Annotated in this window: 18 protein-coding genes; 11 read left to right on the forward strand and 7 right to left on the reverse strand. The window is 67.5% G+C overall.

Annotation, left to right across the window (positions count from 1 at the left end; translation table 11 throughout):
• Positions 1–62 precede the first annotated feature (62 nt).
• The 9 genes from ACQP2D_RS38070 to ACQP2D_RS38110 all read left to right on the forward strand — a co-directional run bounded on the left by ACQP2D_RS38070 (position 63) and on the right by ACQP2D_RS38110 (position 11997).
• Positions 63–4889, forward strand: coding sequence for an ATP-dependent helicase (locus ACQP2D_RS38070; RefSeq protein ID WP_433680756.1), 4827 nt, complete (start codon positions 63–65; stop codon positions 4887–4889).
• 122 nt (positions 4890–5011) lie between these two features.
• Positions 5012–5824, forward strand: a complete 813-nt coding sequence (locus tag ACQP2D_RS38075; RefSeq protein WP_433680757.1) for a DNA-formamidopyrimidine glycosylase family protein — start codon at positions 5012–5014, stop codon at positions 5822–5824.
• Positions 5825–6168: 344 nt separating this feature from the next.
• On the forward strand, positions 6169–6735 hold the full coding sequence (locus tag ACQP2D_RS38080) for a TetR/AcrR family transcriptional regulator (protein WP_433680758.1): 567 nt from the start codon (positions 6169–6171) through the stop codon (positions 6733–6735).
• Positions 6735–7568 carry an MBL fold metallo-hydrolase gene (locus tag ACQP2D_RS38085; RefSeq protein ID WP_433680759.1) on the forward strand — a complete coding sequence of 278 codons (834 nt, stop codon included), beginning with the start codon at positions 6735–6737 and terminating at the stop codon, positions 7566–7568. Before ACQP2D_RS38080 ends, ACQP2D_RS38085 begins: the two co-directional genes overlap by 1 nt.
• Positions 7569–7639: 71 nt before the next feature.
• Positions 7640–9004, forward strand: coding sequence for a hydroxysqualene dehydroxylase HpnE (hpnE, locus tag ACQP2D_RS38090; RefSeq protein ID WP_433685887.1), 1365 nt, complete (start codon positions 7640–7642; stop codon positions 9002–9004).
• Positions 9005–9066: 62 nt separating this feature from the next.
• Complete coding sequence (locus ACQP2D_RS38095) at positions 9067–9648, forward strand: TetR/AcrR family transcriptional regulator (RefSeq protein ID WP_433685888.1); 582 nt, start codon at positions 9067–9069, stop codon at positions 9646–9648.
• A 94-nt stretch (positions 9649–9742) separates the two neighbouring features.
• Entirely contained in the window at positions 9743–9964 is a 222-nt protein-coding gene (locus ACQP2D_RS38100) for a hypothetical protein (protein ID WP_354958127.1), read from the forward strand.
• A 90-nt stretch (positions 9965–10054) separates the two neighbouring features.
• A complete protein-coding gene (locus ACQP2D_RS38105; protein WP_433680760.1) occupies positions 10055–10729 on the forward strand; it encodes a winged helix-turn-helix domain-containing protein in 675 nt (224 codons plus the stop codon).
• Complete coding sequence (locus ACQP2D_RS38110; protein WP_433680761.1) at positions 10726–11997, forward strand: sensor histidine kinase; 1272 nt, start codon at positions 10726–10728, stop codon at positions 11995–11997. The genes ACQP2D_RS38105 and ACQP2D_RS38110 overlap by 4 nt, the downstream gene beginning before the upstream one ends.
• 3 nt (positions 11998–12000) lie before the next feature.
• Here ACQP2D_RS38110 and ACQP2D_RS38115 read toward each other — a convergent pair whose 3' ends face one another.
• Complete coding sequence (locus ACQP2D_RS38115) at positions 12001–13734, reverse strand: glycerol-3-phosphate dehydrogenase/oxidase (RefSeq protein ID WP_433680762.1); 1734 nt, start codon at positions 13732–13734, stop codon at positions 12001–12003.
• Positions 13735–14009: 275 nt separating this feature from the next.
• Here ACQP2D_RS38115 and glpK point away from each other — a divergent pair, with 275 nt between their 5' ends.
• On the forward strand, positions 14010–15515 hold the full coding sequence (glpK, locus tag ACQP2D_RS38120; RefSeq protein WP_433680763.1) for a glycerol kinase GlpK: 1506 nt from the start codon (positions 14010–14012) through the stop codon (positions 15513–15515).
• Between the two features lie 11 nt (positions 15516–15526).
• Here the strand turns inward: glpK and ACQP2D_RS38125 are convergent, their stop codons facing one another.
• From ACQP2D_RS38125 to ACQP2D_RS38140, 4 genes are all read right to left on the reverse strand, one after another.
• On the reverse strand, positions 15527–16702 hold the full coding sequence (locus ACQP2D_RS38125) for a PLP-dependent aminotransferase family protein (protein WP_433680764.1): 1176 nt from the start codon (positions 16700–16702) through the stop codon (positions 15527–15529).
• A 224-nt stretch (positions 16703–16926) separates the two neighbouring features.
• A complete protein-coding gene (locus tag ACQP2D_RS38130; protein ID WP_433680765.1) occupies positions 16927–17955 on the reverse strand; it encodes a hypothetical protein in 1029 nt (342 codons plus the stop codon).
• A 74-nt stretch (positions 17956–18029) separates the two neighbouring features.
• Entirely contained in the window at positions 18030–19022 is a 993-nt protein-coding gene (locus ACQP2D_RS38135; protein ID WP_433680766.1) for a hypothetical protein, read from the reverse strand.
• Positions 19023–19422: 400 nt separating this feature from the next.
• Positions 19423–20826, reverse strand: a complete 1404-nt coding sequence (locus ACQP2D_RS38140) for an NAD(P)H-quinone dehydrogenase (RefSeq protein WP_433680767.1) — start codon at positions 20824–20826, stop codon at positions 19423–19425.
• Between the two features lie 125 nt (positions 20827–20951).
• Here ACQP2D_RS38140 and ACQP2D_RS38145 point away from each other — a divergent pair, with 125 nt between their 5' ends.
• Complete coding sequence (locus tag ACQP2D_RS38145; RefSeq protein WP_433680768.1) at positions 20952–21431, forward strand: gamma-glutamylcyclotransferase; 480 nt, start codon at positions 20952–20954, stop codon at positions 21429–21431.
• Positions 21432–21485: 54 nt separating this feature from the next.
• Here the strand turns inward: ACQP2D_RS38145 and ACQP2D_RS38150 are convergent, their stop codons facing one another.
• Positions 21486–22652, reverse strand: a complete 1167-nt coding sequence (locus tag ACQP2D_RS38150; protein ID WP_433685889.1) for a M20 family metallopeptidase — start codon at positions 22650–22652, stop codon at positions 21486–21488.
• An 89-nt stretch (positions 22653–22741) separates the two neighbouring features.
• Positions 22742–24013 carry a M20 family metallopeptidase gene (locus tag ACQP2D_RS38155; RefSeq protein ID WP_433680769.1) on the reverse strand — a complete coding sequence of 424 codons (1272 nt, stop codon included), beginning with the start codon at positions 24011–24013 and terminating at the stop codon, positions 22742–22744.
• Positions 24014–24066: the final 53 nt, after the last annotated feature.

The raw sequence follows: 24066 nt of genomic DNA on the forward strand, positions 1-24066 counted from the left end.
CCGGACTCGAGCGTTTCGCCAGCGCCCGCGGGGTTGTCGGTGCCCAGGTGCACACTGATGCTATGGCTCAGTTCTCCACCGCGACCCAGGAGTGGTTCGACGGCGCCTTTCCCGCGCCGACGGCCGCCCAGCTCGGCGCGTGGAAAGCCATTGCCGCAGGTGAACACACATTGGTCGTCGCGCCGACCGGTTCGGGTAAGACGCTGTCGGCATTTTTGTGGGCCATCGATCAGCTTGCGACAAGGGCGAAGCCGGAGGGGAAGACGGCCCGCGGCACCTCGGTGCTCTATGTGTCACCGCTCAAGGCACTGGCGGTGGATGTCGAGCGGAATTTGCGGGCACCGTTGGTCGGCGTCACCCAGACCGCGAAACGGCTGGGGCTGGATCCACCCGCGATCAGCGTCGGTGTCCGCTCCGGCGATACCAGTGCGGCGGATCGGCGATCGATGCAGCGCACACCGCCCGACATTCTGATCACCACACCCGAATCGCTGTTCCTCATGCTCACCTCGGCGGCCAAGGAGACGCTGCGCGAGGTCGGCACGGTCATCGTGGACGAGGTGCACGCCATCGCGGGTGGTAAGCGCGGTGCGCATCTGGCGCTGTCACTGGCCCGGTTGGATCTGCTGACCGAGCGGCCCGCCCAGCGGATCGGACTCTCGGCGACGGTGCGGCCCCCCGAAGAGGTCGGGCGATTCCTGGTGGGAAATGCGCCGATCACCATTGTCTCGCCGCCCGCGCCCAAGACCTTCGATCTGTCCGTGCGAGTACCGATCGCCGATATGACCGAGCCGGGCGACTCCGATCAGCCCGGTTCGATCTGGCCGCATGTGGATGAGGCGATCGTGGATCTGGTGCTGCAACACCGGTCATCGATCGTCTTCGCGAACTCGCGCAGGCTCGCCGAGCGGCTCACCGCGCGGCTCAACGAGGCCTACGCGGCTCGGCTCGGCGATGCCGTCGAAACGGACCACGAACCGCCCGCCCAGCTGGGCGCGTCCACCGAGGTGATCCATGGCGCGGAACCGCTGCTGGCCCGCGCGCACCACGGTTCGGTGAGCAAGGAGCAGCGGGCGATCATCGAGGACGATCTCAAGAGCGGGCGGCTGCGCTGCGTGGTGGCCACCAGCAGTCTCGAACTCGGAATCGATATGGGCGCGGTCGATTTGGTGGTGCAGGTGGAGGCGCCGCCGTCGGTGGCCAGCGGATTGCAGCGGGTCGGGCGGGCCGGACACCAGGTCGGCGAGATCTCGCGCGGGGTGCTGTTCCCCAAGCACCGCACCGATGTCATCCATTGCGCGGTCGCCGCACAGCGGATGACAGCAGGGCAGATCGAGGCGCTGCAGATCCCGGCACATCCCTTGGACATTCTGGCCCAGCAGACCGTCGCGGCCTGTGCGCTCGAACCGATCGACGTCGACGCGTGGTTCGAAACCGTACGCGGCACCGGCAGTTACGCCGCACTGCCCCGGTCGGCGTACGAGTCGGTGCTCGATCTGCTCGCCGGTCGCTATCCGTCGGATGAGTTCGCCGAGCTGCGGCCCCGGCTGGTGTGGGACCGCGACGCGGGCACACTCACCGGTCGGCCCGGAGCGCAGCGACTGGCGGTGACCTCCGGTGGCGCGATTCCGGACCGCGGTCTGTTCGCGGTCTACATGGTCGGCGAAAAGGCTTCGCGGGTTGGCGAACTCGATGAGGAGATGGTGTACGAGTCGCGGGTGGGCGATGTCTTCGCCCTCGGCGCGACGAGCTGGCGCATCGAGGAGATCACCTTCGACCGGGTGCTGGTCACGCCCGCATTCGGACAGCCGGGGCGGTTGCCGTTCTGGCATGGCGACGGACTCGGACGACCAGCCGAACTCGGAGCCGCACTCGGCGAATTCATCCGCAAGACCGGCACGCACGCGCCGAGACGAGACGAGTCCGACCCGGATCCCAGAACCGCGGGCGACGGCAAGAGAAGCGCCCGGACGACGCCGGCCGACCCGATCACCGACGAGCTCATGCGCGGTGCCGGTCTCGACGACAACGCGGTCGCCAACCTGGTGGCCCTACTCGACGAACAGCGCACGGCCACCGGGCAATTGCCCACCGACAAGACGCTGATCGTCGAGCGGTTCCGTGACGAACTCGGCGACTGGCGGCTGGTCTTGCATTCGCCCTACGGGCTGCCGGTGCACGCGCCGTTGGCATTGGCGATCGGGGCGCGGTTGCGGGAGCGGTTCGGGGTCGATGTGGCGCCGAACGCCTCCGATGACGGCATTGTGGTGCGACTGCCCGATACCACCGACGATCCGCCCGGTGCGGAGCTCTTCGTCTTCGATCCCGATGAGATTGATGAGATCGTCACCGAGCAGGTCGGCGGGTCGGCACTGTTCGCATCGCGATTCCGGGAATGTGCGGCGCGGGCACTGCTGCTGCCCCGGCGCGATCCCGGTAAGCGCGCGCCACTGTGGCAACAGCGGCAGCGGTCGGCGCAGCTGCTCGATGTGGCTCGGAAGTTCCCGGACTTTCCGATCCTGTTGGAGACGGTGCGCGAATGTCTGCGTGACGTCTACGATCTGCCGTCACTGCGCGATCTGCTCGGGCGGCTAGCGCGGCGTCAGGTGCGGCTGGTCGAGGTGGAGACCGCGACACCCTCCCCCTTCGCCAATTCCCTGCTGTTCGACTACATCGGGCAGTTCATGTACGACGGTGACAGTCCGCTGGCCGAACGCCGGGCCGCCGCGCTGTCACTGGATTCGAGTCTGCTCGCCGAACTGCTCGGCCGGGTGGAGCTGCGAGAACTACTGGACGCCAGCGTTATCGAGCAGACCGAGCGGGAGTTGCAGCGGCTCACCCCCGAACGGCGGGCGCGAGACGCGGAGGGACTGGCCGATCTGCTACGACTGCTCGGACCGCTCACCGCCGAGGAGGCGGCACTGCGCTGTGTCGGTGCCGCGGCTGCCATTGCGCTCGACGATGACGAGCCGAGCGAGGTCAGCGACGCTGGCGCACAGCATGGTGACGCGACCGAATGGTTCGCCAGCTTGCTGAAAGCCAAGCGCGCACTGGAAGTCACCTTCGCCGGTCGAACCTGGTGGGTCGCGGTGGAGGACGCCGCACGCCTGCGCGATGCGCTCGGCGTACCGCTGCCGATCGGCACCCCGGCCGCCTTCATCGAACCGGTCGCCGATCCGCTCGGCGATCTGATCGGGCGCTATGCCCGCACCCATGGACCGTTCACCACCGAGGCGGTGGCCGCCCGCTTCGGCCTCGGCACCGCGGTCGCCGCGACGGCGCTGCATCGGCTGGTCATCGAAAAACGCGTGGTAGAAGGTGAATTCACCCCGGCGGCCAGTGGCTCGGAGTGGTGTGACGCGCAGGTGCTGCGCCGGTTGCGCCGCCGCTCGCTGGCGGCCGCCCGGCACGAGGTGGAACCGGTCGCCACCGCCGCCTTCGGCCGCTTCCTGCCATCCTGGCAGCACGTCGGCACCGGTGAACTGCGTGGGGTCGACGGAGTCGCGGCCGTGGTGGAACAGCTTGCCGGAGTACCGATCCCCGCGTCCGCGTGGGAATCGCTGGTGCTGCCCGCCCGGGTCCGCGACTACTCCCCTGCCATGTTGGACGAACTGATGGCCACCGGCGAGGTCATCTGGTCCGGACACGGTGCCATTACCGCGAAGGACGGCTGGATCGCACTGCATCTGGCCGATCAGGCACCGTTCACCCTGACACCCGCCGACGAGATCGAGCTGTCCGAGGTGCACCTGCGCCTGCTCAGCGCGTTGGGGGCATCGATTACGCCATGGACTCCCATCGATTCCGGTGCGCAGACATCGCTGAGTGCGCCAGGATCGGGCACCGACCAGGTCGTATCCCTGGATGACGAGGCGGCACCGGGAGTTTCAGCGGAGCGGGACCGCCCGGCGGACCGAGGCGGTGCGCCACTGCGACTTCCGCCTGTCCTGCACGGCGGCGGCGCGTACTTCTTCCGGCAGCTCGCCGACGCCACCGGACCACTCGACGACCCCCAGGTCGCGGCCGCCCTGTGGGAGCTCGTCTGGGCGGGCGTCGTCTCCGGTGACACATTCGCACCCGTGCGTGCGCTGCTCTCGGGTACGGCACGGACCACAACCGCCCATCGCACGCCGCGGCGCGCGCCGCGCGGACGGGCATATCTGCCGCGTCCGAATCTGCCGACCAGATCCGGACCGCCCGCCGTGGCCGGCCGCTGGTCGCTACTGCCGGAGCGGGTGGCCGACAACACCCTGCGCGCCCACGCGACCGCTGACACGCTGCTGGAGCGTTACGGTGTGCTGACCCGCGGCTCGGTGCAGAACGAGGGCGTGCCCGGCGGCTTCGCGCTCATGTACCGCGTGCTCACCGAATTCGAGGATCGCGGCCGGTGCCGCCGTGGCTATTTCGTCGATTCGCTCGGCGGCGCCCAGTTCTCCACCACCGATGTGGTGGACCGACTGCGCTCCTTCGATCCCGACCGCGCACGGCAGGGCACCGGTGGACAACGCCGAAGCACCGCATTCGCCTTGGCCGCCAGCGATCCCGCGAACCCCTACGGCGCGGCACTGCCCTGGCCGAAGGGGCCATCCGAGGGCGCTGGCCACCGCCCCGGACGCAAGGCGGGCGCGATAGTCGTGCTCATCGACGGCGAACTGGCGCTGTACCTGGAGCGCGGCGGCAAAACCCTGCTCACCTTCACCGAGGACCCGAACACCCGCCAAGCCGCGGCCACCGCCCTGGCCGATCTGGTGCGCGACCGCCGCGTCGACTCCTTGGTGATCGACCGAGTCGACGGAGAAACCGTGCACGGCAACACCTTCGCCGGTTTCCTGACCGAGGCCGGATTCTCCGCGACTCCGCGCGGCCTGCGACTACGGAGCAAGCCGTGATCCGACGAGGGATCACCGCACGGCCCGAACTCCGCGGCGAAGCAGGACCCGGCGCGGCCACGAGCGGACTCGTGCGGAGCCGACGATGATCCGTTCGATCCCGACCGGCCTATGGTCGAACCATGCCTGAAGGCGACACCGTTTTCCTTACCGCGGCTCGGCTGCGGCTGGCGTTGGCGGGAAAGACGCTGATCCGCAGCGACTTTCGGGTGCCGCGGTATGCCACGGTGGATCTGGTCGGACAGCGGGTCGAGGGTGTCGCCAGCTATGGCAAACATCTTTTCGTCAGAACCGACGAGGTCAGCGTGCACACCCACCTGAAGATGGAAGGCGAGTGGCGGACCTACTGTGCCGGTGAGCGGTGGACGCGACCACCGGTCACCGCCCGGCTGGTGCTCGGCACCGACGACACCGAGGCGGTGGGCTTTTCGCTCGGTACCGTCGAGGTACTGCGGCGCGCGGACGAACACACCGCCACCGACCACCTCGGTCCCGACCTGCTCGGCGACAACTGGGATGTGACCGAGGCGGTGCGGCGGCTGTCACGGTATCCGGCCCAGCCGATCGGCCTTGCCCTGCTCGACCAGCGCAATCTGGCTGGCATCGGCAATATCTACCGCAGCGAAATCTGTTTCCTGCGCCGCGTGCACCCGGCCACCCCGGTCGGCGAGGTCCCCGACCTGCTCGCACTGGTGCACGAAGCGCATCGCGTGCTCACCAAGGCCGCCACCGAACCGCCATGGCGGCCCTTGGCCTACGGCCGGGCGCGCCGTCCGTGCCAGCGCTGTGGCACCCGCATGGTCGTCCATCTGCTCGGCGAACCCGAACCCGAGCCCAAACCCGGCCGAACCGCGCGCAGCACCCAGTCCGACCGCATCACCCAGCGCGAACGCGGGATCTACTTCTGCCCGCGGTGCCAGCCCGAACCCACCTGAGCACCGTCGCGCGCAAGAATCAGCGGATCCAGTTGCCATTCAGTTGCTAACACTTGTCCAGTTTTCAACGACTAGCACCTTGGAACACGGACAAGCGGGTAGGAGCTGGCGAGCGTGATAGCAATGGGCACGGACGCGCGTCGCCTGATCGCGATTGCCAGTCGGCTGTTCACCGCGCTGCTCGCCATCGCCGCAACCGCGGTTTTCAGCTATCTACTGCTGCACGCGCTTTCACCGGTCGGCGACTCGGACACCCCGCAACCAACACCACCGACCACATCGACAGTGCGTCAGTTTCCAGAACTCACTAGACCGGTCGTCATAGTTCACGTACCTTAGGGCAGGTGGCACCTCGTACCGACTCGCGCCAACGCTTCATCGATGCCGCGGCCGACCTCTTCCACACCCAGGGCTATCACGCCACCGGCTTGAACCAACTCGTGAGCGCGGGCGGCGCGCCCAAGGGCTCGCTGTATTTCCACTTTCCGGGCGGCAAGGAACAGCTCGCCGCCGAGGCCCTCGCCCAGTCGGGCAGACAGCTGCACGACCAACTCGACGCGATCCTCGCCAATGGCGGCGATATCACTACCGTCTTCGACGCCCTGACCGCACTGCTGGTCGATTCCGACTTCGAACGCGGCTGCCCGATCGCGACCATCGCACTCGACGCGGGACGCGAGAGCGAACTGATCAGGCAGGCCTGCGCCACCGGCTTCGAATCCTGGCGGGTCTCGATCGAAAAGTTCCTGCGGGACAAGGGGATCGATCGACCGCGCGCCGCCGAATTGTCCACCGTCGCCCTGGCCATGATCGAGGGCGCCCTGCTGCTCGCCAAGACCCAACGCGATACCGCCCCGCTGCGGGCCGTCGCCGCTCATCTGCGTACCACCTTCGAACGGGAGCTTTCCTGATGCGAGTGCACCACCTCAACTGCGGAACCATGCGCCCACTCGGCGGACGACTCGTCGATGGCACCGGCGGCATCTTCCGCCGCGCCGAAATGGTCTGCCACTGCCTGCTCATCGAACTCGATGCCGGACTCGTCCTGGTGGAGACCGGCATGGGCGAGCAGGCGGCGCACCGGCCCGAGGAATGGCTCGGCCGCCGCTTCCTCCGGCTCACCAACCCCGTGCTCGACCTGGCCGAGACCGCGGCGCATCAGATCGAAGCGCTCGGCTACCGGCGCGAGGATGTCCGCGATATCGTGCTCACCCATCTCGATCTCGATCACGCGGGTGGCCTCGCCGACTTCCCGCACGCCCGGGTGCACGTCTACGCCGAAGAGTTGGACGCCCTACAGGGCCGACACACCCAGAAAGAACGCCTGCGCTACAAGGAGCCTCAGTTCCGGCACGGTCCGCGCTGGGAGTCGTATGCGGATACCGGCGACAGCTGGTTCGGATTCGACGCGGTGCGCGAATTGACCGGGCTGCCACCGGAAATCCTGCTGATCCCGCTCGCCGGACATACCCGCGGTCATACCGGGGTCGCCGTCGATACCGGAAGCGGCTGGCTGCTGTCAGCGGGCGACTCGTACTTCCATCCTGGCGTCCTCGACTTGGCGCGTCCACATCAGCCCATCGGGACGGCGATGTTCGAAAAGCGTGTGCAGACACTTCCGGCCGCGCGCATCGAAAATCAGCGGCGGATGGGCGAACTCGTGCGCGACCACGGCGATGAGGTCACGGTGTTCTCCGCGCACAGCTCGATCGAATTCCACGCCCTGGCGCAGGTTGTCGTTTAGTCGATCCCCAAACCCTTGACGGTCCAAGCACTCCCGGTTAACTTGCAAAATGTAAGTTAACAAGGGAGTGCATCGTGAACGATCCGCGGCGGTACGTGGTCATCGGTGGCGGCCTGGCCGGACTCGCGTCCGCCGTCTGGCTGGCCGAGGCGGGCAAGCAGGTCACCCTGCTGGAACGTCGGGGCAGACTCGGCGGCCGGACACATGCGATGAAGGTCGAAGCGGCCGATGACGTTCCCGATAACGGCCAGCATGTGATCGCCAGCGGTTACGACCATCTGTTCCGCTATCTGACCAGCGTCGGCACCCGCGAGCACGTCGCCTTCCCGCACGGTGGGACGCTGCGCTGGCCGGGTGGGCGCAGCGTGTTCATGTCGACCAAGGGCTGGGGCGCATGGCGCACCCTGTTCGGCGCACATCCCGATGCGAGCCTGCTCGATCGGCTGCGCGCGGCCCGCGCTACGGTGCGACTGGGCTGGCAGAGCCTGCACCAGCCCGCCGACCTCGCCGACCTCACCACCGAACAGTGGTTCAACCGGGTGGGCATGCCCGCTGCGGCGCGAGAAGCGTTGTGGGACTGGCTCGCTCTCGGCCTCGCCGCCGAGCCGGTGCACCAGGAATCGGCCAAGATCCTCGCCGATCTACTGGCAACCGGCATCCGGCTCGGGATTCAACACCGCAGGGCGGTCACCATCGGTCACCCGACCACCGACCTCGACACACTGTTCGTCACCGGGGCCCACAAGGCTTTCGAGAAATATGGTGTCGAGATCCGGCACCGCGCGGTGGCTCGCCGCATCAATATCGACCATGGGGCGGTGACCGGGGTCGTCCTCGCCGACGGATCGGTCGTCGCGGCCGATGCCGTCGTCTGCGCGGTGCCGAATTCGAATATCGGCGGACTGCTCGACGAACTGCCCGAGCATGCCGAAATATATGCCGCCGCGGATAAATTGGGCTACACGCCGATCGTCAGCACCAACCTCTACCTGGACCGTCCGCTCGGCACCAAGGCCGAATTCGAGGCGCTGATCGGCGGCGCCGGCATTATCGACGAGGTCTTCGACCGGCAGCTGATGACCGGTCGCAGCACCGACCAGGCCTGGCTGTACTGCCTGACCACCAGCGGCGCCTACGAGCAGATCCACAAGACCAACGAGGAGATCCTCGACGAGCAGATGCGGCTGCTGCGTCGCTACTACCCGGCCGCGGAGAACGCGAAAGTCATTCAGGGACACGTGGTTCGGATGCCGAAGGCGACCTTCTCACAGGTACTCGGCACGCACGGCCTGCGCCCGGACCAACGCACCTCGATACCGACGCTGGTACTGGCCGGTGATTGGACCGCAACCGACTGGTCGGCCACCATGGAGAGCGCGGTGCAGAGCGCTGCCAAGGCGGTGGATCTGCTACTTGCGCTACCGTCGTTGCCGTGACCACGGAGCGCTCGACGTCCGAGCACCCCAGCGCGAAGCCATGCACCACGCCCAAGCGCCGCATGTCCGCGGCCGACCGGCGCGCACAGCTACTCGATGTGGCGCGTGATATCGTCGCCGCCGACGGCTTCGGCGCGGTGAGCATCGAGCGGGTCGCGCGTGAGGCACAGGTCGCGAGAGCCCTGGTGTATCAGCAGTTCACCGATCTGTCCGGACTGATGACCGCCCTGGTGGATCGGGAATCGGCGATCGCACTCGCCGGCATCGGCACTGTCGATTGGGCCGGCACCGCCGACGATGTCGATGAGCTCGGCCGCGGCATCCTCGCCTATCTGCACACCGCGCCGACCAGTTGGCGGATCATTCTCAGCCCACCCGACGGCGGTCCACCCGATCTGCGCGACCGGCTCGAGCTCGGCCGGGCCTATGCGCGGGCGATCGGCGCGCGGCATCTGTCGCGCTATGCCGGGGTCACGGTCGATCCGAACGGCGCGACCGAGCGCATCCTGCTCGCGGCATTGGAGGAACTGGCCCGCCTGCATCTGGTCGATCCGCAGCAATACCCAGATGAGCTGGTACTGAGCTACATTCGGTCCCTCGTCTCATGGGCGGTTCGCGTCGAAGCACCGAAAAATACGCACTGAACTGCGGTTTCACCTACATCACGAAATTCTCATGGACGCATTGGTTTTCTTGTTCCACCGCGGGAACGACCCGCGAGAACGAGAGGAAACGACCATGAAGATCCGCTCCGCAATCGCCGCCGGAATGTTCGCCCTCGGTGCCGTCGCCGCGGGCGCCGGTGTCGCATCGGCCGCGCCGACCCCGATGCACACCCCCTTCATCGGCAACTACGCGACCTACGATGCCTGCGCCGCCGACGGGAATTCGCCGAAGACCGGTGGCACCCAGTGGGAGTGCCGCGAGGTCGCCGACGGCTGGGATCTCTACACCTACTGAGCACCACCGGCGATTCGAGTGGCCGCAGGGGGTCGGCCACTCGGACTCCGGCCTGCGCACGGAGTGTGAAATACCTTATTCTCGGACCTCGTGCGGGTGCTGGTGATCGAGGATGATGCGGGTCTTGGCAACGAAGTCGCCGCGGGACTGCGATCGGCCGGTTTCGCGGTCGACCTCGCACCCAACCTCGCCGATGCCGATTTCAAGATCTCCGTCAATGTCTATGACGTCCTCATCGTCGATCGTGGTCTGCCCGATGGCGATGGCCTGCAATTGGTCTCGGCGCATCGGGCCAGGGGCCAGCGGGTTCCGGTCCTGATGCTCACCGCCCGCGACGCACTGGCCGATCGCATCGCCGGATTCGACAACGGCGCCGACGACTACCTCGTCAAACCCTTCGCACTGCCCGAACTCGCCGCACGGGTCCGCGCGCTGTCACGGCGGCGCGAGCATCCGGCACCGGCGCGTATCCTGCTCGGCGACATAGATATCGACCTGCCGCGCCGTCGGGTGCAGCGCGCGGGCATTCTGCGCTCGCTCACTCCGAAGGAATTCGCGGTCCTCGAATTGCTCGCCACCCGGGCCGGCCACGTGGTCTCGCGCTCGGAGCTGATCGAATGCTGCTGGGACGAAATGGCCGAACCCGCATCGAATGTCGTCGACGCCGTGATCGCGCAACTGCGTCGCAAGCTCGGCGCGCCGCCGGTCATCGAAACCGTGCGCGGCACCGGCTTCATGATCGGAAGTGACCCATTCGCACCTTGATCTCCACGGCGGACGCCCGCCCCGCCGTGGCCCGGCTGCGCCGCACCCGCTGGCAGCTCACCGCGCTGATCACCGCGATCACCGCGACCTGTCTGATCATTCTCGGCATTGTCGCGGCGACCATCGACGCCCGCTCGCGCGCGAGCGCCATCGATGATTCCCTCGATCGGGTGGTGAGCGGGCTCTTCCGCGCCGTCAACCTGCCCGAGGGCGAGGAAACCATCGACGTGAGCCAACTCGAGAACGACGCACTCGCCAATGGCGAGGTGGCGGTGCTGGTGCTCAGTTCGCCGGGCGACGGCACGTGGCAGGAGAGCTTCGCACATCTGCGCTCCTGGCTGCCCAAGGACGACGGCGCCGCCGGATTGGCCGATGATGCCGACCTGGCCGATGAAACCATCTTCCGCGACGGATACGACGGTGCCGGTCGCCCGGTCCGGATCGCGGCGACACCGCTCACCTGGGAGGACTCCAAGACCAAGGCGGTCGTCATCGCGGGCACGAATCCCGGTGCGTTCGACCGTGATCGGGCCCTGCTGATCTGGGGACTCGTGGTCGGCGGGCTCACGCTGGTCGCACTGTCCGCGGTGGCCGGACATCTGCTCGCGAGTCGGAGCATGCGCCAGGCCATCGTCATGCTCGAAGAGCAGGAGCGCTTCCTCGGCGACGCCGCGCACGAATTGCGGACACCGCTCACAACTCTGGGATTGGTCACCGCGCCGCGCCGCCGCAACCCGCACGAGGTCGAGCGGGCGCTGGTCGATGCCAGGGCACTGGGCGCGCGGATGGAGCGGATCGTCGCCGGACTGTTGGCGCGCGCCCGGATGCAAGCGGGCGTCACCACCATGGAGCAGGTGCAGCTACTGCTGGACCAGCTCACCGAATCGGTGGTCGAGGAGTTCCCGAAGGCCGGTATCGTGCTGCGGGCCGATCCCAGCGTGGTGGTCGGCGATCCGAATCTGCTGAGCCTGGCGGTGCGCAATCTCATCGAGAACGCGATCACCCACGGCGCGGTCAATCGTGGTGCGCCCATTGAGGTGCATGTCGCCGACGGCCGCGTCAGCGTGCGCGACCATGGCGCTGGTTTGACGCCACAGCTGTCGAGCAATCCGTTCCAGCGCGGGGTGACCGCCGGTCGCGGCAGCGGCATCGGACTGGCGCTGGTCGCATGGATCGCCGAATTGCACGGCGGCACTGCGACAATGGAGCCGGCCGCCGGTGGCGGCACCATCGCCTCGATCGTGCTGCCGCCACCGCCGATCGGATAATCCTCAGGTGTCCAACGGGACCGGTTCCAGGATCTGCGGGCGCGGTTCAGGAGCCACTATGCGCAGGGCGTCGGCTGATTCGTCGTCCGGCTGGGTCTGGGAACTGATCTCGGCCGCGACTCGGGCCTGGTAGGTCGTTACCTCCCAGTCGATTTCGTTATTGTCCCAGCCGAGCACCGGCGCGACCAGTCGGGCCACCTGCTCGGCGCAGTTGGCGCCGCGGTGCGAATATTCGATGGAGATCCTGGTCCGGCGGGCCAGAATGTCCTCGAGGTGCAGCGCGCCCTCCGCCGCCGCCGCGTACACCGCCTCCACCTGCAGATACGATGGTGCGTCCATAATCGGTTGCAGCAGTTCGGGTTTGCCATCGGCCATGGCCATCACCTCGTCGATGAGCGAGCCGTAGCGGTCGAGCAGATGCTTGATCCGGTACGGATGCACGCCATATGCATCGGCCAACTGCACCGTCTGATTGATCAGCGCGAAATAGCCGTCGGCACCGAGCAGCGGGACCTTCGCGGTAATGGATGGCGAGACGCGCGCCGGAATATCCTGGGCCGCCTCGTCCACCGCGTCGTAGGCCATCACTCGATAGGTCGTGTACTTCCCACCCGCGATGCCGACCAGACCCGGTGCCACCCGCGCGACGGCATGCTCACGCGACAGCTTGGATGTCGAATCGCTCTCGCCCGCGAGCAAAGGCCGCAGACCCGCGTAGACGCCGTCGATATCACCGGGGGTGAGCGGCGTGACCAGCACCTGGTTGACCCGGTTCAGCAGATAGTCGATATCGGCCTTGGTCGCCGCCGGATGGGCCAGATCCAGATTCCAGTCGGTATCGGTGGTGCCGATGATCCAGTGCGCGCCCCACGGAATCACGAACAGCACCGAGGTGGCGGTGCGCAGAATGATCGCGGCATCGCTGACAATGCGATCGCGCGGCACCACGATGTGCACGCCCTTGGAGGCGCGCACGTGGAAGCGGCCGCGATTGTGCGAGAGCGCCTGCACCTCATCGGTCCAGATACCGGTCGCGTTGATCACCACATGCGCGCGGATCTCGCCGGTGCGCCCGTCCTCGCTGTCGCGCACCTTCACCCCGACGAACCGGTCGGCCTCGCGCAGGAAGCCGACGACCTGGGTGGAGGTGCGGATCACCGCGCCGTAGTGCGCGGCGGTCCGGGCGACCATCATGGTGTGGCGGGCATCGTCGACGACGGTGTCGTAGTAGCTGACGCCGCCGATCAGCGAATCGCGGCGCAGGCCGGGCGCCAGCCGCATTGCGCCGTGCCGGGATAAATGATGTTGGCCGGGAACGGATTTCGCGCCGCCCATGGTGTCGTAGAGCACCAGTCCGGCCGCCACGTACGGGCGCTCCCAGCCGCGATGGGTCAGCGGGTAGAGGAAGCGCAGCGGTTTCACCAGATGCGGGGCGAGGGTGGACAGTGCGAGTTCGCGCTCCCGCAGGGCCTCGCGCACCAGCCCGAATTCCAACTGCTCCAGGTAGCGCAGACCACCGTGGAACATCTTCGAGGACCGACTGGAGGTGCCGGAGGCGAGATCACGCGCCTCGACCAGCGCGACCTTCAGACCGCGGGTCGCGGCGTCGAGCGCGATGCCCGAGCCGACCACACCGCCACCGACGACGACCACATCGAAGTGGTCCTTGCCGAAGCGCTCCCATGCCGTCGCGCGCTGCTCGGGGCCGAGGAACTGCGATTCCGGTTTATTGGTCATGCTCGACTCCTCCCGCCGACGCGGCGTCGGGGTGTAGACGGCGTTTGTGGTCTTCGGGCATTCGCTCGAGCTGCACGGTAGAGGCGGTGTTCTGTTGTACAGGCTAAGGGAGTCGGCCGACATCCCGGGTCGGGGCCGAAGCCGTGTCGCCGACCCGCGCTACCCGCCGGTAACCGATACCAACACTAGTCCGGCGACCCGCTGGTCGCGATGTGATGCGGGGCGCGCTCCGCGGTTTCCTACGCGGGCCGCGCCGCTTTTAGTAGCCTGCACGAATGCGTCGCTATGTGGCCGCCATTGATCAGGGCACGACCTCGAGTCGGTGCATCATCTTCGACCGGCAGGGCCGCGTCGTCGGTATCGCGCAACGCGAGCACGAGCAGATCTTCCCGCAGCCGGGCTGGGTCGAACACGATCCGGAAACCATATGGCGCAATACCGAATTCGTACTCGGCGAGGTGCTGCGGAGCACGGGTATCGCCGCCGCCGAGATCAACGCGGTCGGGCTCACCAATCAGCGCGAGACGACGGTGGTGTGGGATCGGGCCAGCGGCAAGCCGATTCACCACGCGATCGTCTGGCAGGACACCCGCACCGATCGTCTGGTGACCGAACTCGGCGGCGAATTCGGCGCGACGCGCTACCAGGACCGCACCGGTCTACCATTGTCCACGTACTTCGCCGGGCCGAAACTGCGCTGGATCCTCGACAATGTCGAGGGCGCGCGGGCACGTGCCGAGGCGGGCGAGCTGTGTTTCGGCACCATCGACAGCTGGGTGCTGTGGAATCTCACCGGTCAGCACATCACCGATGTGACCAATGCTTCGCGCACCATGCTGATGGATCTTCGTACGCTGCAATGGGATCCGCAGATCTGCGCCGAATTCGGCGTGCCGCCGTCGATGCTGCCCGATATCCGCAGCTCATCGGAGATCTACGCGGAGATCGGCTCCGGCCCGCTGGCCGGCATACCCGTCGCGGGCATCCTCGGCGATCAGCAGGCGGCGACCTTCGGCCAGGCCTGTCTCTCCCCCGGCGAGGCCAAGAACACCTATGGCACCGGCAATTTCATGCTGCTCAACACCGGAAACACACCGGTATTCAGCAAGCACGGGCTGCTCACCACGGTCTGCTACCGGCTCGGCGGCGAGGCCGCGGTATACGCGCTGGAAGGATCCATCGCGGTGACCGGCGCACTGGTGCAATGGTTCCGGGACAATCTCGGCATCATCGCCACCGCCGACGATATCGAGCCGCTGGCCCGCAGCGTCGAGGACAATGGCGGCGCCTATATCGTCCCGGCGTTCTCCGGCCTCTTCGCGCCACGCTGGCGCCCGGATGCGCGCGGCGTCATCGCGGGCCTGACCCGCTTCGTCAACAAGGGACATCTGGCTCGAGCGGTATTGGAGTCCACCGCATTTCAAACGCGCGAGGTGATGGACGCGATGCGCGCCGATGCCGAATCACAGCAACTGCGGCTGGAACTGACCACCCTCAAGGTCGACGGCGGCATGGTCGGCAACGATCTGCTCATGCAGTTCCAATCCGACATTCTCGACGTCCCGGTGGTCCGTCCGGTCGTCAACGAAACCACGGCACTCGGTGCGGCCTACGCGGCCGGACTGGCCGTCGGGCTGTGGGAGAGCACCGATGACATCCGGGCCAACTGGGCCGCGGATAAGACCTGGCAGCCCGCGATGTCGGCGGCCGACCGCGAAACCCACCTCGCCGCTTGGAACAAGGCCGTGGAGCGCACGTACAACTGGGTGGGCTCGCCCTGAGTTGCTCCCGGCTACTCGGCAGCTCTGGCCATCCGATCGACGGCCACTTCCAGTGTCGACGGGTCGAAAGTGGTGAAGCACATGCGCATCGAGTGGCTGTAGTCGGTATCGACGGCGAACGCGGACCCGGGCACGAAGGCGACGCCGTTTTCGATGGCGCGCGGCAGCAGGCGATCGGTATCGGTGCCATCGGTGAAATCGGCCCACACGAACATGCCGCCGGTGGCGTCGGTGCAGGTGACGCGATCGCCGAAGCGGGTGCGAACGGCGTGCACGAGCGCCTTGGCGCGGTCGCCGTAGGCGGTGCGGACGGTATCGACGTGGCCGGTGAGCCACGGTTCGTCGGTGAGCAGTTCGGCGGCGATCTGGTGGGTCAGCGCCGAGCCGCACAGGTCCGCGCCCTGTTTCAGCAATTCGACCGCGCGACAGACCCGGTCCTCGGCCACCATCCAGCCGACGCGCAGCGCGGGCGAGAGGATCTTCGAGGCGCTGGAGAGGCGGATCACATTGCGGGAATAGGTCGCCACCGGATCGGGCGAGGGCCGGTCGAACCAGAGCTCACCGTACGGGTCGTCCTCGATCACCCAGAAGCCGTACGCGTCGGCCAGTTCGGCCAACTCGCGACGGCGCGGCGAACTCATCGTGACACCACCCGGATTGTGGAAGTTGCTCACCGTGTGCACGACCGTCGGGCGTTCACCGCGAGCCAGCAACTCCTTCAGCACATCCACCCGCATGCCATCGGAATCCAAGGGCACCGCCACAATTCGCGCCCCGGCCGCCCGGAACACCTGCAGCGCACCGACATACGCCGGATCCTCGACGACGACCAGTGCGCCCGGATCGAGCAGCACCTCGGCGAGCAGCGATAGCGCCTGCTGCGAACCATGCGTCACGAACACCTCGCCGAGTTCGACGGCACGGCCCAGCTTGGCCGACTCGCGCTGCCGCAGCACATCACGCAGCGGCGCCCACCCGGGCGACTCGGTGTACTGCAGCACCGCGGAGCTGCGCAGCGCGGCCTCGGCCGCCGCGGCGAGCCGCTCGCGCGGCATCAGCTGCGCATCCGGCAACCCGCCCGCGAGGCCGATCACCTCGGCGCGGGTGGTCAGCGTCAGCAGATCACGGATCGCCGAACTCTTCAGTCCGCCCAGCTTGGCCGCGAGCGGTGGATTGGTCGGCGACATGGGAAACCTCCGGGAACGCCACGGTACGCGAAACCCCACTGTCCCACATCACCGCCGAGATACGAAATATTCATCCCATGATCTGAAAACCGAGCCACTGCTCGCACCCACGTGGGTAACTCGCCGGGTACACCCAGAACTCGATACCGACCCGACCATCAGCCCGCGACCAGACCCGTCGCGGCATCCGGCGACCGGCAACAGATCCGAGGAGGCAGTCGAGCTCAGATGCGTTCCTTGATCGCGAAGATGACGGTCTTGCCGTCCCGGATCACCGTGGTGACGGTCTGCCGGTACACATTGGTCGTGCCATCGGGACGATGCTCGGTCAGGTCTACCTCGAAGGTCTCCGCGGCGACCTCGGCAATCCGCAGGCAATGCGTGGTGCCGACCGGAATCTGCTCGTTGATGGCCTGCTGGATGATCTCGGCCGTCGACACGTTCTCCGCATCCGGCGCGACGTACTTCCTGGCGTGCTCGCCATTGCGGCCGACGTAGAACTCGTACTGGAAGCCGAGGATCGCGCCGGCGCCGCTCGAGGTGTCGCCCTGGCCATTGCCACGGGTCACCTTGCCGTCCTTACTCGCCGGGCAGCTCAGCGCGGCGGAGGTGCTCGGCGGTGCCGGTGGTACCGCCTTCGGGCTGCCGTCGTCGTCGCGGCTGACCGCGACAAAGGTCACCACCAGCGCGAGGACCACAACGACCGCGGCGAGCACGCCGAGCGCGATCCACCGGCCGCGCGAACCGGAGCGCGACGGGGTCGCGGTGATGTCATCGGAGAGCAGCTTCGGCGCAAGGCGTTTGGCGATCGGATCATCGGCCCAGGACAGGCCGGACGGCGCGGACGGTGGTTTCGGCACACCGCCGGACTCGGTCGGGCTGCTCCACCAGGTCTCGCGCTGCGGCGGCGTCGCATGCCGGACGGTGGGATCGGGTTCGGCCGGCGGCTCCGGCCGGCGCGCGGGTGGCGGCGGCGCGTCGCCGAATACCGTCGTATCCGGTGCGCGGTACTGCGGCGGAGGCGGCGGCACCGACGGCGGTTCGTCGGCGGGGCGCCAGATCAGCTCGGGATGATCGGTGGCGGGCTCGGGCACCGACCACTGCGGTCGAACCTGACCACCCGTCGGTGGACCGAATTCACCCACCGGCGGGCCGAATTCGGAGACCGGCGGGCCGAAATCGTCCAACGGAGGACCGAACTCCGACCCGGACTGGTCGGATTCGTTGTTCCTGCCATCACCCTCGGAGCCCAACACCAAATCCTTTCCCCAGGACACACGTGTGGGGCGGTCGCGAACGACCGCCCCACCCGTCGAATCAGCTCGTGTCAGTACTGGAGTGACCCACCCCACTGGGTGGTGACCCCGGCAACGTTGACCGTCTGCGGAGCCAGTTCGCCTGGCGGCACCGGAAGTTTAACTTGCGCGGCGGCCTCGAGCGCAGCCGCGCCACCCGGCTGTTCCCGAATCCAGTGCTCGACAGCGGCCTTGGCCATATTCGCCTGCGTGGTGTCGAGGATCACCTCGGTCTTGTTGTCGGCCAAGCCCTCACCACCGGTGTAGGTGGTCACCTTGACGGTGTTGGCTCCGACGTATTCCACCGAGACACCGGCCTCGCCCTGCCCGGTCGGGGTGCGGTATCCGACGGTGCCAACGTAGCCAGCGGCATTGTTGAAGTGGTGGGTGTTGGCCACGTAGCCGGGCGCCAGGCTGCCACCGTCGATATTGGCGCCGATCTCCTGGTGCGGACCGTCCATCTCGACGACCGGTGCGGCCGGGGCCTGCTGGAAACGCGGAGCCTCCCAGCGCGGCTGCTGCACCAGCGTCTCGGTCTCCGGCTGCTGCGCGGCCCTGGCATTCGGATCGCTCGGAGTCGACGCACCCGGTCCGGTGGTGCCGGGCTGGGCGGGCTTCGGCGCGGTGCCGGGAGCCGTTTCCGGTACGACCGCGGGAACCGCGGGTCCGGTCTGACCCGGGACCGGCAGCGGCGCGACGCGCGGGGTGGTGACACCCGGCTGGGTCGGCACGGACAGCTTCGGATCCTTCGGCGGATTCGGCATCACCTGGTTCGGATCCGGCGTCGTGACGCCCGGCTGACTCGGTGTCGGCTGGCTCGGCGACGGCTTGGTATCCGGCTTGCCCGGGTCCGGCTTGGTGGTCTCCGGCTGGCCCTGATCAGTGGGCGCCGTGGTGCCCGGATCGGCCGGAGCCGGTGCCGGGGTGGTCGGTGTACTCGGCTGATCCGGAACCGCCCCCGCCGGTGCCGCGAAGAGAGTGGCCACGGCCGCCGCGGTGGCCAGTGGCAACGACGTGCTCGCCATCGCTCGCTGCGCCCGACTCGGCTTACGATGTTTCACTTTTCGCAATCCCTTCCCGTGTGCGACCGGTGGGTCGCACGCAGTTATCCCTGGTGAGACGCTTAGCCCACAAACGAGGACCGGCGAACGACCAAGCGGCCGTTCGCCGTTCCCGTTGGAAAGGATCGATCCCCCCACACAGAACCTCGCGATCGCCCGCCGATCGCATCTCTGCCGGGAAGTGAACCACATGCGCGGCGGACTGGCAACGCGGTGAAAGTCCAGACAAGACAATAAGACTCGGGGCACTCGAGATCGACCGACAATCCGGCCGGCACGGAGCGAGTTCTACGCGCGACGTTCCAGACAAAAGGGGGCCGCGAATACGCCGCGCCGCAGGCGCGGCAAATCGAACACAGCGCTGTTAGTCCAGGTCGTCGTGACGCATGAGCAGGCGCGCGGCCTCGGTGACCGAGCCGGTGAGCGATGGGTACACCGAGAAGGTCTGGGCGAGATCGCCGACGGTCAGATTGTTCTGCACCGCCAAGGCGATCGGGAGGATGAGCTCCGAGGCGATCGGAGCGACGACCACGCCGCCGATGACCACACCGGTCGCGGGCCGACAGAAGATCTTCACGAAACCCCGGCGCAGACCCGACATCTTGGCCCGCGGATTGGTGTTCAGCGGCAGCATCACTGTGCGCGCGGGTACCTCGCCGTTATCGATGGCGGTCTGGCTCACGCCGACGGTCGCGATCTCCGGTCGGGTGAAGACCGCCGAGGCGACCGTCTTCAGCCGGATCGGGCTGACGCCCTCGCCCAGCGCGTGGTACATCGCGATGCGGCCCTGCATCGCGGCCACCGAGGCCAGCGGCAGCAGACCGGTGCAGTCGCCCGCCGCGTAGATACCGGGCACCGAAGTCCGCGACACCCGGTCCACCCGCAGGTACCCGCCGCGGTCGAGTTCGATGCCGACCCGATCCAGTCCGAGGCCGTCGGTGTTCGGGATCGAGCCGACGGTCATCAGCGCATGGGTGCCGGTGACGGTGCGGCCGTCGGAAAGTTTGACCACGATGCCCTCGGCGGTGCGCTCCACCGCATCGGCGCGCGCATGCTTGACCAGTTCGACACCGCGTTCGGCGAGTGCGTCTTCGAGTACCAGCGCGGCATCGGCGTCCTCGCCGGGCAGCACGCGGTCGCGGCTCGAGACCAACTTCACCTGGACGCCCATCTCGGTATAGGCGGACACGAATTCGGCACCGGTCACACCGGAACCGACCACCACCAGGGTCTCCGGCAGTTCTTCCAGGTCGTAGAGCTGACGCCAGTTCAGGATGCGCTCGCCGTCGGGCTCGGCGCCGGGCAACACGCGCGGGCTCGCACCAGTGGCGATCAACACAACTTCGGCCTCGATGGTCTCCTCGGTGCCATCGGCCAGCAGCGCGCGAACGCGATGCGCGGCCAACCCGGTGGCCCCATCGCTGAGCTCTCCACGTCCGGCGAGCACCGTCACTCCGGCGGCCTGCACCTTGGATCGGATATCGGAGGACTGGGCGAGCGCGAGCGCCTTCACACGGGCGTTCACCTCACCCAATTCGATCTGCGCCTGACTCGGATCGAGGGTTATGCCCAGGTCACGGGCGCGACGCAGATCGGTGCGTACGCCGGTGGAGGCGATGAAGGTCTTGGACGGCACACAGTCCCACAGGACACATGCCCCGCCGATGCCGTCGCAGTCGATGAGGGTGACCGTTGCTCCGTGTTGGGACGCAACCAAGGCCGCTTCATAACCGGCCGGTCCGCCACCGATGATCGCTATGCGGGTCATGGATACCTCCGCTCGAGCTGTTCGACCGGGATCTCCGGTGCCGGTAAACAACGTTAGCTGGCGAACACACGGTCATCTCGCCGGGATAGAGACGATGTGCGCAGGTTATTGGATACCCTTGCCTCGTGCCGATCTACGCCGCCTACGGGTCGAACATGGACTCGTCCCAGATGCTCGAGCGCTGTCCGCACTCCCCGATGTCCGGGACAGGATGGTTAGAGGGCTGGCGCCTCACCTTCAGCGGAGACGACATCGGCTGGGAGGGCCCGCTGGCGACCGTCGTCGAGGAGCCGGACTCCCGGGTGTTCGTCGTGCTGTACGACGTATCCCCCGAGGATGAACAGCGCCTCGATCGCTGGGAGGGCTCCGACTTCGGCATCCACCGCAAGGTCCGGCTGCGCGTCACGCCGAGCCCGGGCAGTGGTTCCGACCCGATCCTCGCCTGGTTGTACGTACTCGACGCCTACGAGGGCGGCCTACCCTCCGCCCGGTATATCGGTGTGATCGCGGACGCGGCCGAAAAGGCCGGCGCACCAGCGGAATACGTGCACGCACTGCGCACGCGCAACAGTAAGAACGTCGGCCCCGGCTTCTTCGGCAGTTGAGCGGAAACGAAAGCGGCCGATCCGTCCGGATCGGCCGCTTCCCAGTATTTGCGGTCAGCCCGCGTTCAGCACGATCTTGCTGAGCACCCGGACACCGACCGCGAGCGCGCGCTCATCGATATCGAATGTCGGCTGGTGCAGATCCAGCTGTTCGCCGTGCCCGGACCAGACCCCGAGGCGGGCCATCGCACCGGGCACCTCCTCCAGGTACCAGGAGAAATCCTCACCGCCGCCGGACTGCATGGTGTCGGCGAGCGCGTCGGGGCCGAGTGCGCGGATCGCGTCCTCGAACATCCGGGTCGACTGCTCGTCATTGACCACCGGCGGCACGCCCCGCTTGTAGTTCAGCTGGTAGCGCACCCCGGTCGGGGCGAGCAGGCCGTCCACGATCTCGCGCACCATCGGTTCCAGCAGCGACCAGGTCGCGTGATCGCCGGTCCGGATGGTGCCGGTGAGCATGCCGGTCTGTGGAATCGCATTGGGCGCCTTACCGGCACTGACCGCGCCCCACACCATGACGGTGCTGGTGCGCGGATCGATGCGGCGGCTGAGCAGCCCGGGCAGCCCGGTGATCACGGTACCGATGGCATAGACCAGGTCGCTGGTCAGATGCGGGCGCGAGGTGTGCCCACCCGGCGAATCGAGCACCAATTCGATGGTGTCGGCGGCCGAGGTGATCGCACCGACCCGGATGCCGACCCGGCCGACCTCGAGGCGCGGATCGCAGTGCAGCGCGAAGATCCGGTCGACGCCCTCCATCGCACCGGCGGCGACCATATCGATCGCACCGCCCGGCATCATCTCTTCGGCGGGCTGGAAGACGAATCGCACGCCGACCGGCAACTCCTGATCGGCCAGCGCGAGCGCGGTGCCGAGCACGATCGCGGTGTGCGCGTCGTGTCCACAGGCATGCGAGACGCCGGGGACGGTCGAGGCGAAGCTGAGCCCGGTGAACTCCTGCAGGGGGAGCGCGTCCATATCGGCGCGCAATCCGATCCGCGGTGCGTCCACCGGACCGATGTCACAGAGCACTCCGGTGCCGTTGGGCATCTTCTGGGGCGTCAGCCCGGCTTTGGTCAGCCATGAGGCGACGAACTCGGTGGTCGCGAATTCGGTGCGGGACAGCTCCGGGTTGGCGTGGATATGCCTGCGCCATTGGACGAGGTCGACGGTGTGCTCGGCGAGCCACGCCTCGACCGCTTCCTGCCCGGTCTGTGCGATGTCCACAGCGGCGCTGCGCGGATCAACCGTGATCACGCGCGCTGCCGCCTCGGGACCCCCCGCGCGCGCCGCAGGGCGGCCGGTACTGCTCACCGAATGTCCTCCTGTCGTTGAACGAGCCGTTGCAACAACCTGTCTCTATGTATTGCATCGCGGGCCACCGCGATAGCGGTACGCGCGAGAGCGATCGCACCGTCGGTCACCGCGCGATCCGCCGAGGCGTTGATACTCGCCGCGGCGAAGCCGGGCTGATGCGTCACCGCCCCACCGGCGTCGATGCCTATGACCGGATGGATGCCCGGAATGACGTTGGTGACATTGCCCATATCTGTACTTCCGAGCGGTCGCTGCGCCTCGAGTTCCGGTGCGATCGGCACCCGGCCCAAGCCGATGATCTGCTCGCGGTAGGCACACAGTAATGCCGAATCGGGGGTTAGCTCGGTATATGTCGGCGCAACCGTTCGGATTTCGTGCGTGCAGCCGGTCGCCAGCGCACCCGCCTCGAAACAAGCCGACGCCCGTCGCATCAGATCGTCGAGGGATGCGGAGTCGACTGCACGTAGGTAATACAGCAGTTCCGCACGTCCGGGAACGATGTTGGGGGCTACGCCACCGTCGCTGACTATACCGTGCAGTTGCTGTCCAGGTTGGAGATGCTGACGTAGCAATCCCAGAGCAACCTGTGCGACGGTCACCGCGTCGCCCGCATTTCGGCCCAATTCCGGCGCGGCACTCGCATGCGCCTCGAGTCCGTGGAACACCACCGACAGATCCGCCAGCGCCAGCGAACGCGCGTCGACGATATCGAAGGGGCCGGGGTGCACCATCAGCGCCATCGCGACATCGTCGAAAACGCCGCGCTCCAGCATCAGCACCTTGCCGCCGCCGCTCTCCTCGGCGGGCGTGCCGAAGACGACGACGGTGATGCCCAGCGCATCGGCCACCTCGGCCAGGCCCAGCCCGGCGCCGACCGCGGAGGCGGCGATGATGTTGTGTCCGCAGGCATGTCCGATCTCGGGCAGCGCGTCGTACTCGGCGCAGATACCCACGGTGAGCTCGCCGGATCCGTAGCTGGCGCGGAATGCGGTCGGCAGTTCGGCGATGCCGGTCTCGATCTCGAAGCCGCGCGCGGCCAGCGGCGCGATGGTCTTGGCGACGCTACGGGTCTCCTCGAAGGCCAACTCGGGTTCGGCGTGGATGGAATGCGAGAGTGCGATCAGTTCGGCCGCCGCGGCCAGGATCGCGGCATCCGAGGCCGCCGAATCCGTGCCGTCCGGACCGACCGGCGCGCAGTCGCCGACGGCGCGCGCGACCTGGTCGTCCGTGCGTGGTTCGGGCTGCCCGCTGCGCGGTGGTGGCATGGCACACAGTGTTGCACTGCGCAGCCGATCGAGTGCACCCTGCGCCCGGGCGC

The sequence above is a fragment of the Nocardia sp. CA-119907 genome, from assembly GCF_050955995.1.
In the GTDB taxonomy this organism is placed as follows: Bacteria; Actinomycetota; Actinomycetes; order Mycobacteriales; family Mycobacteriaceae; genus Nocardia.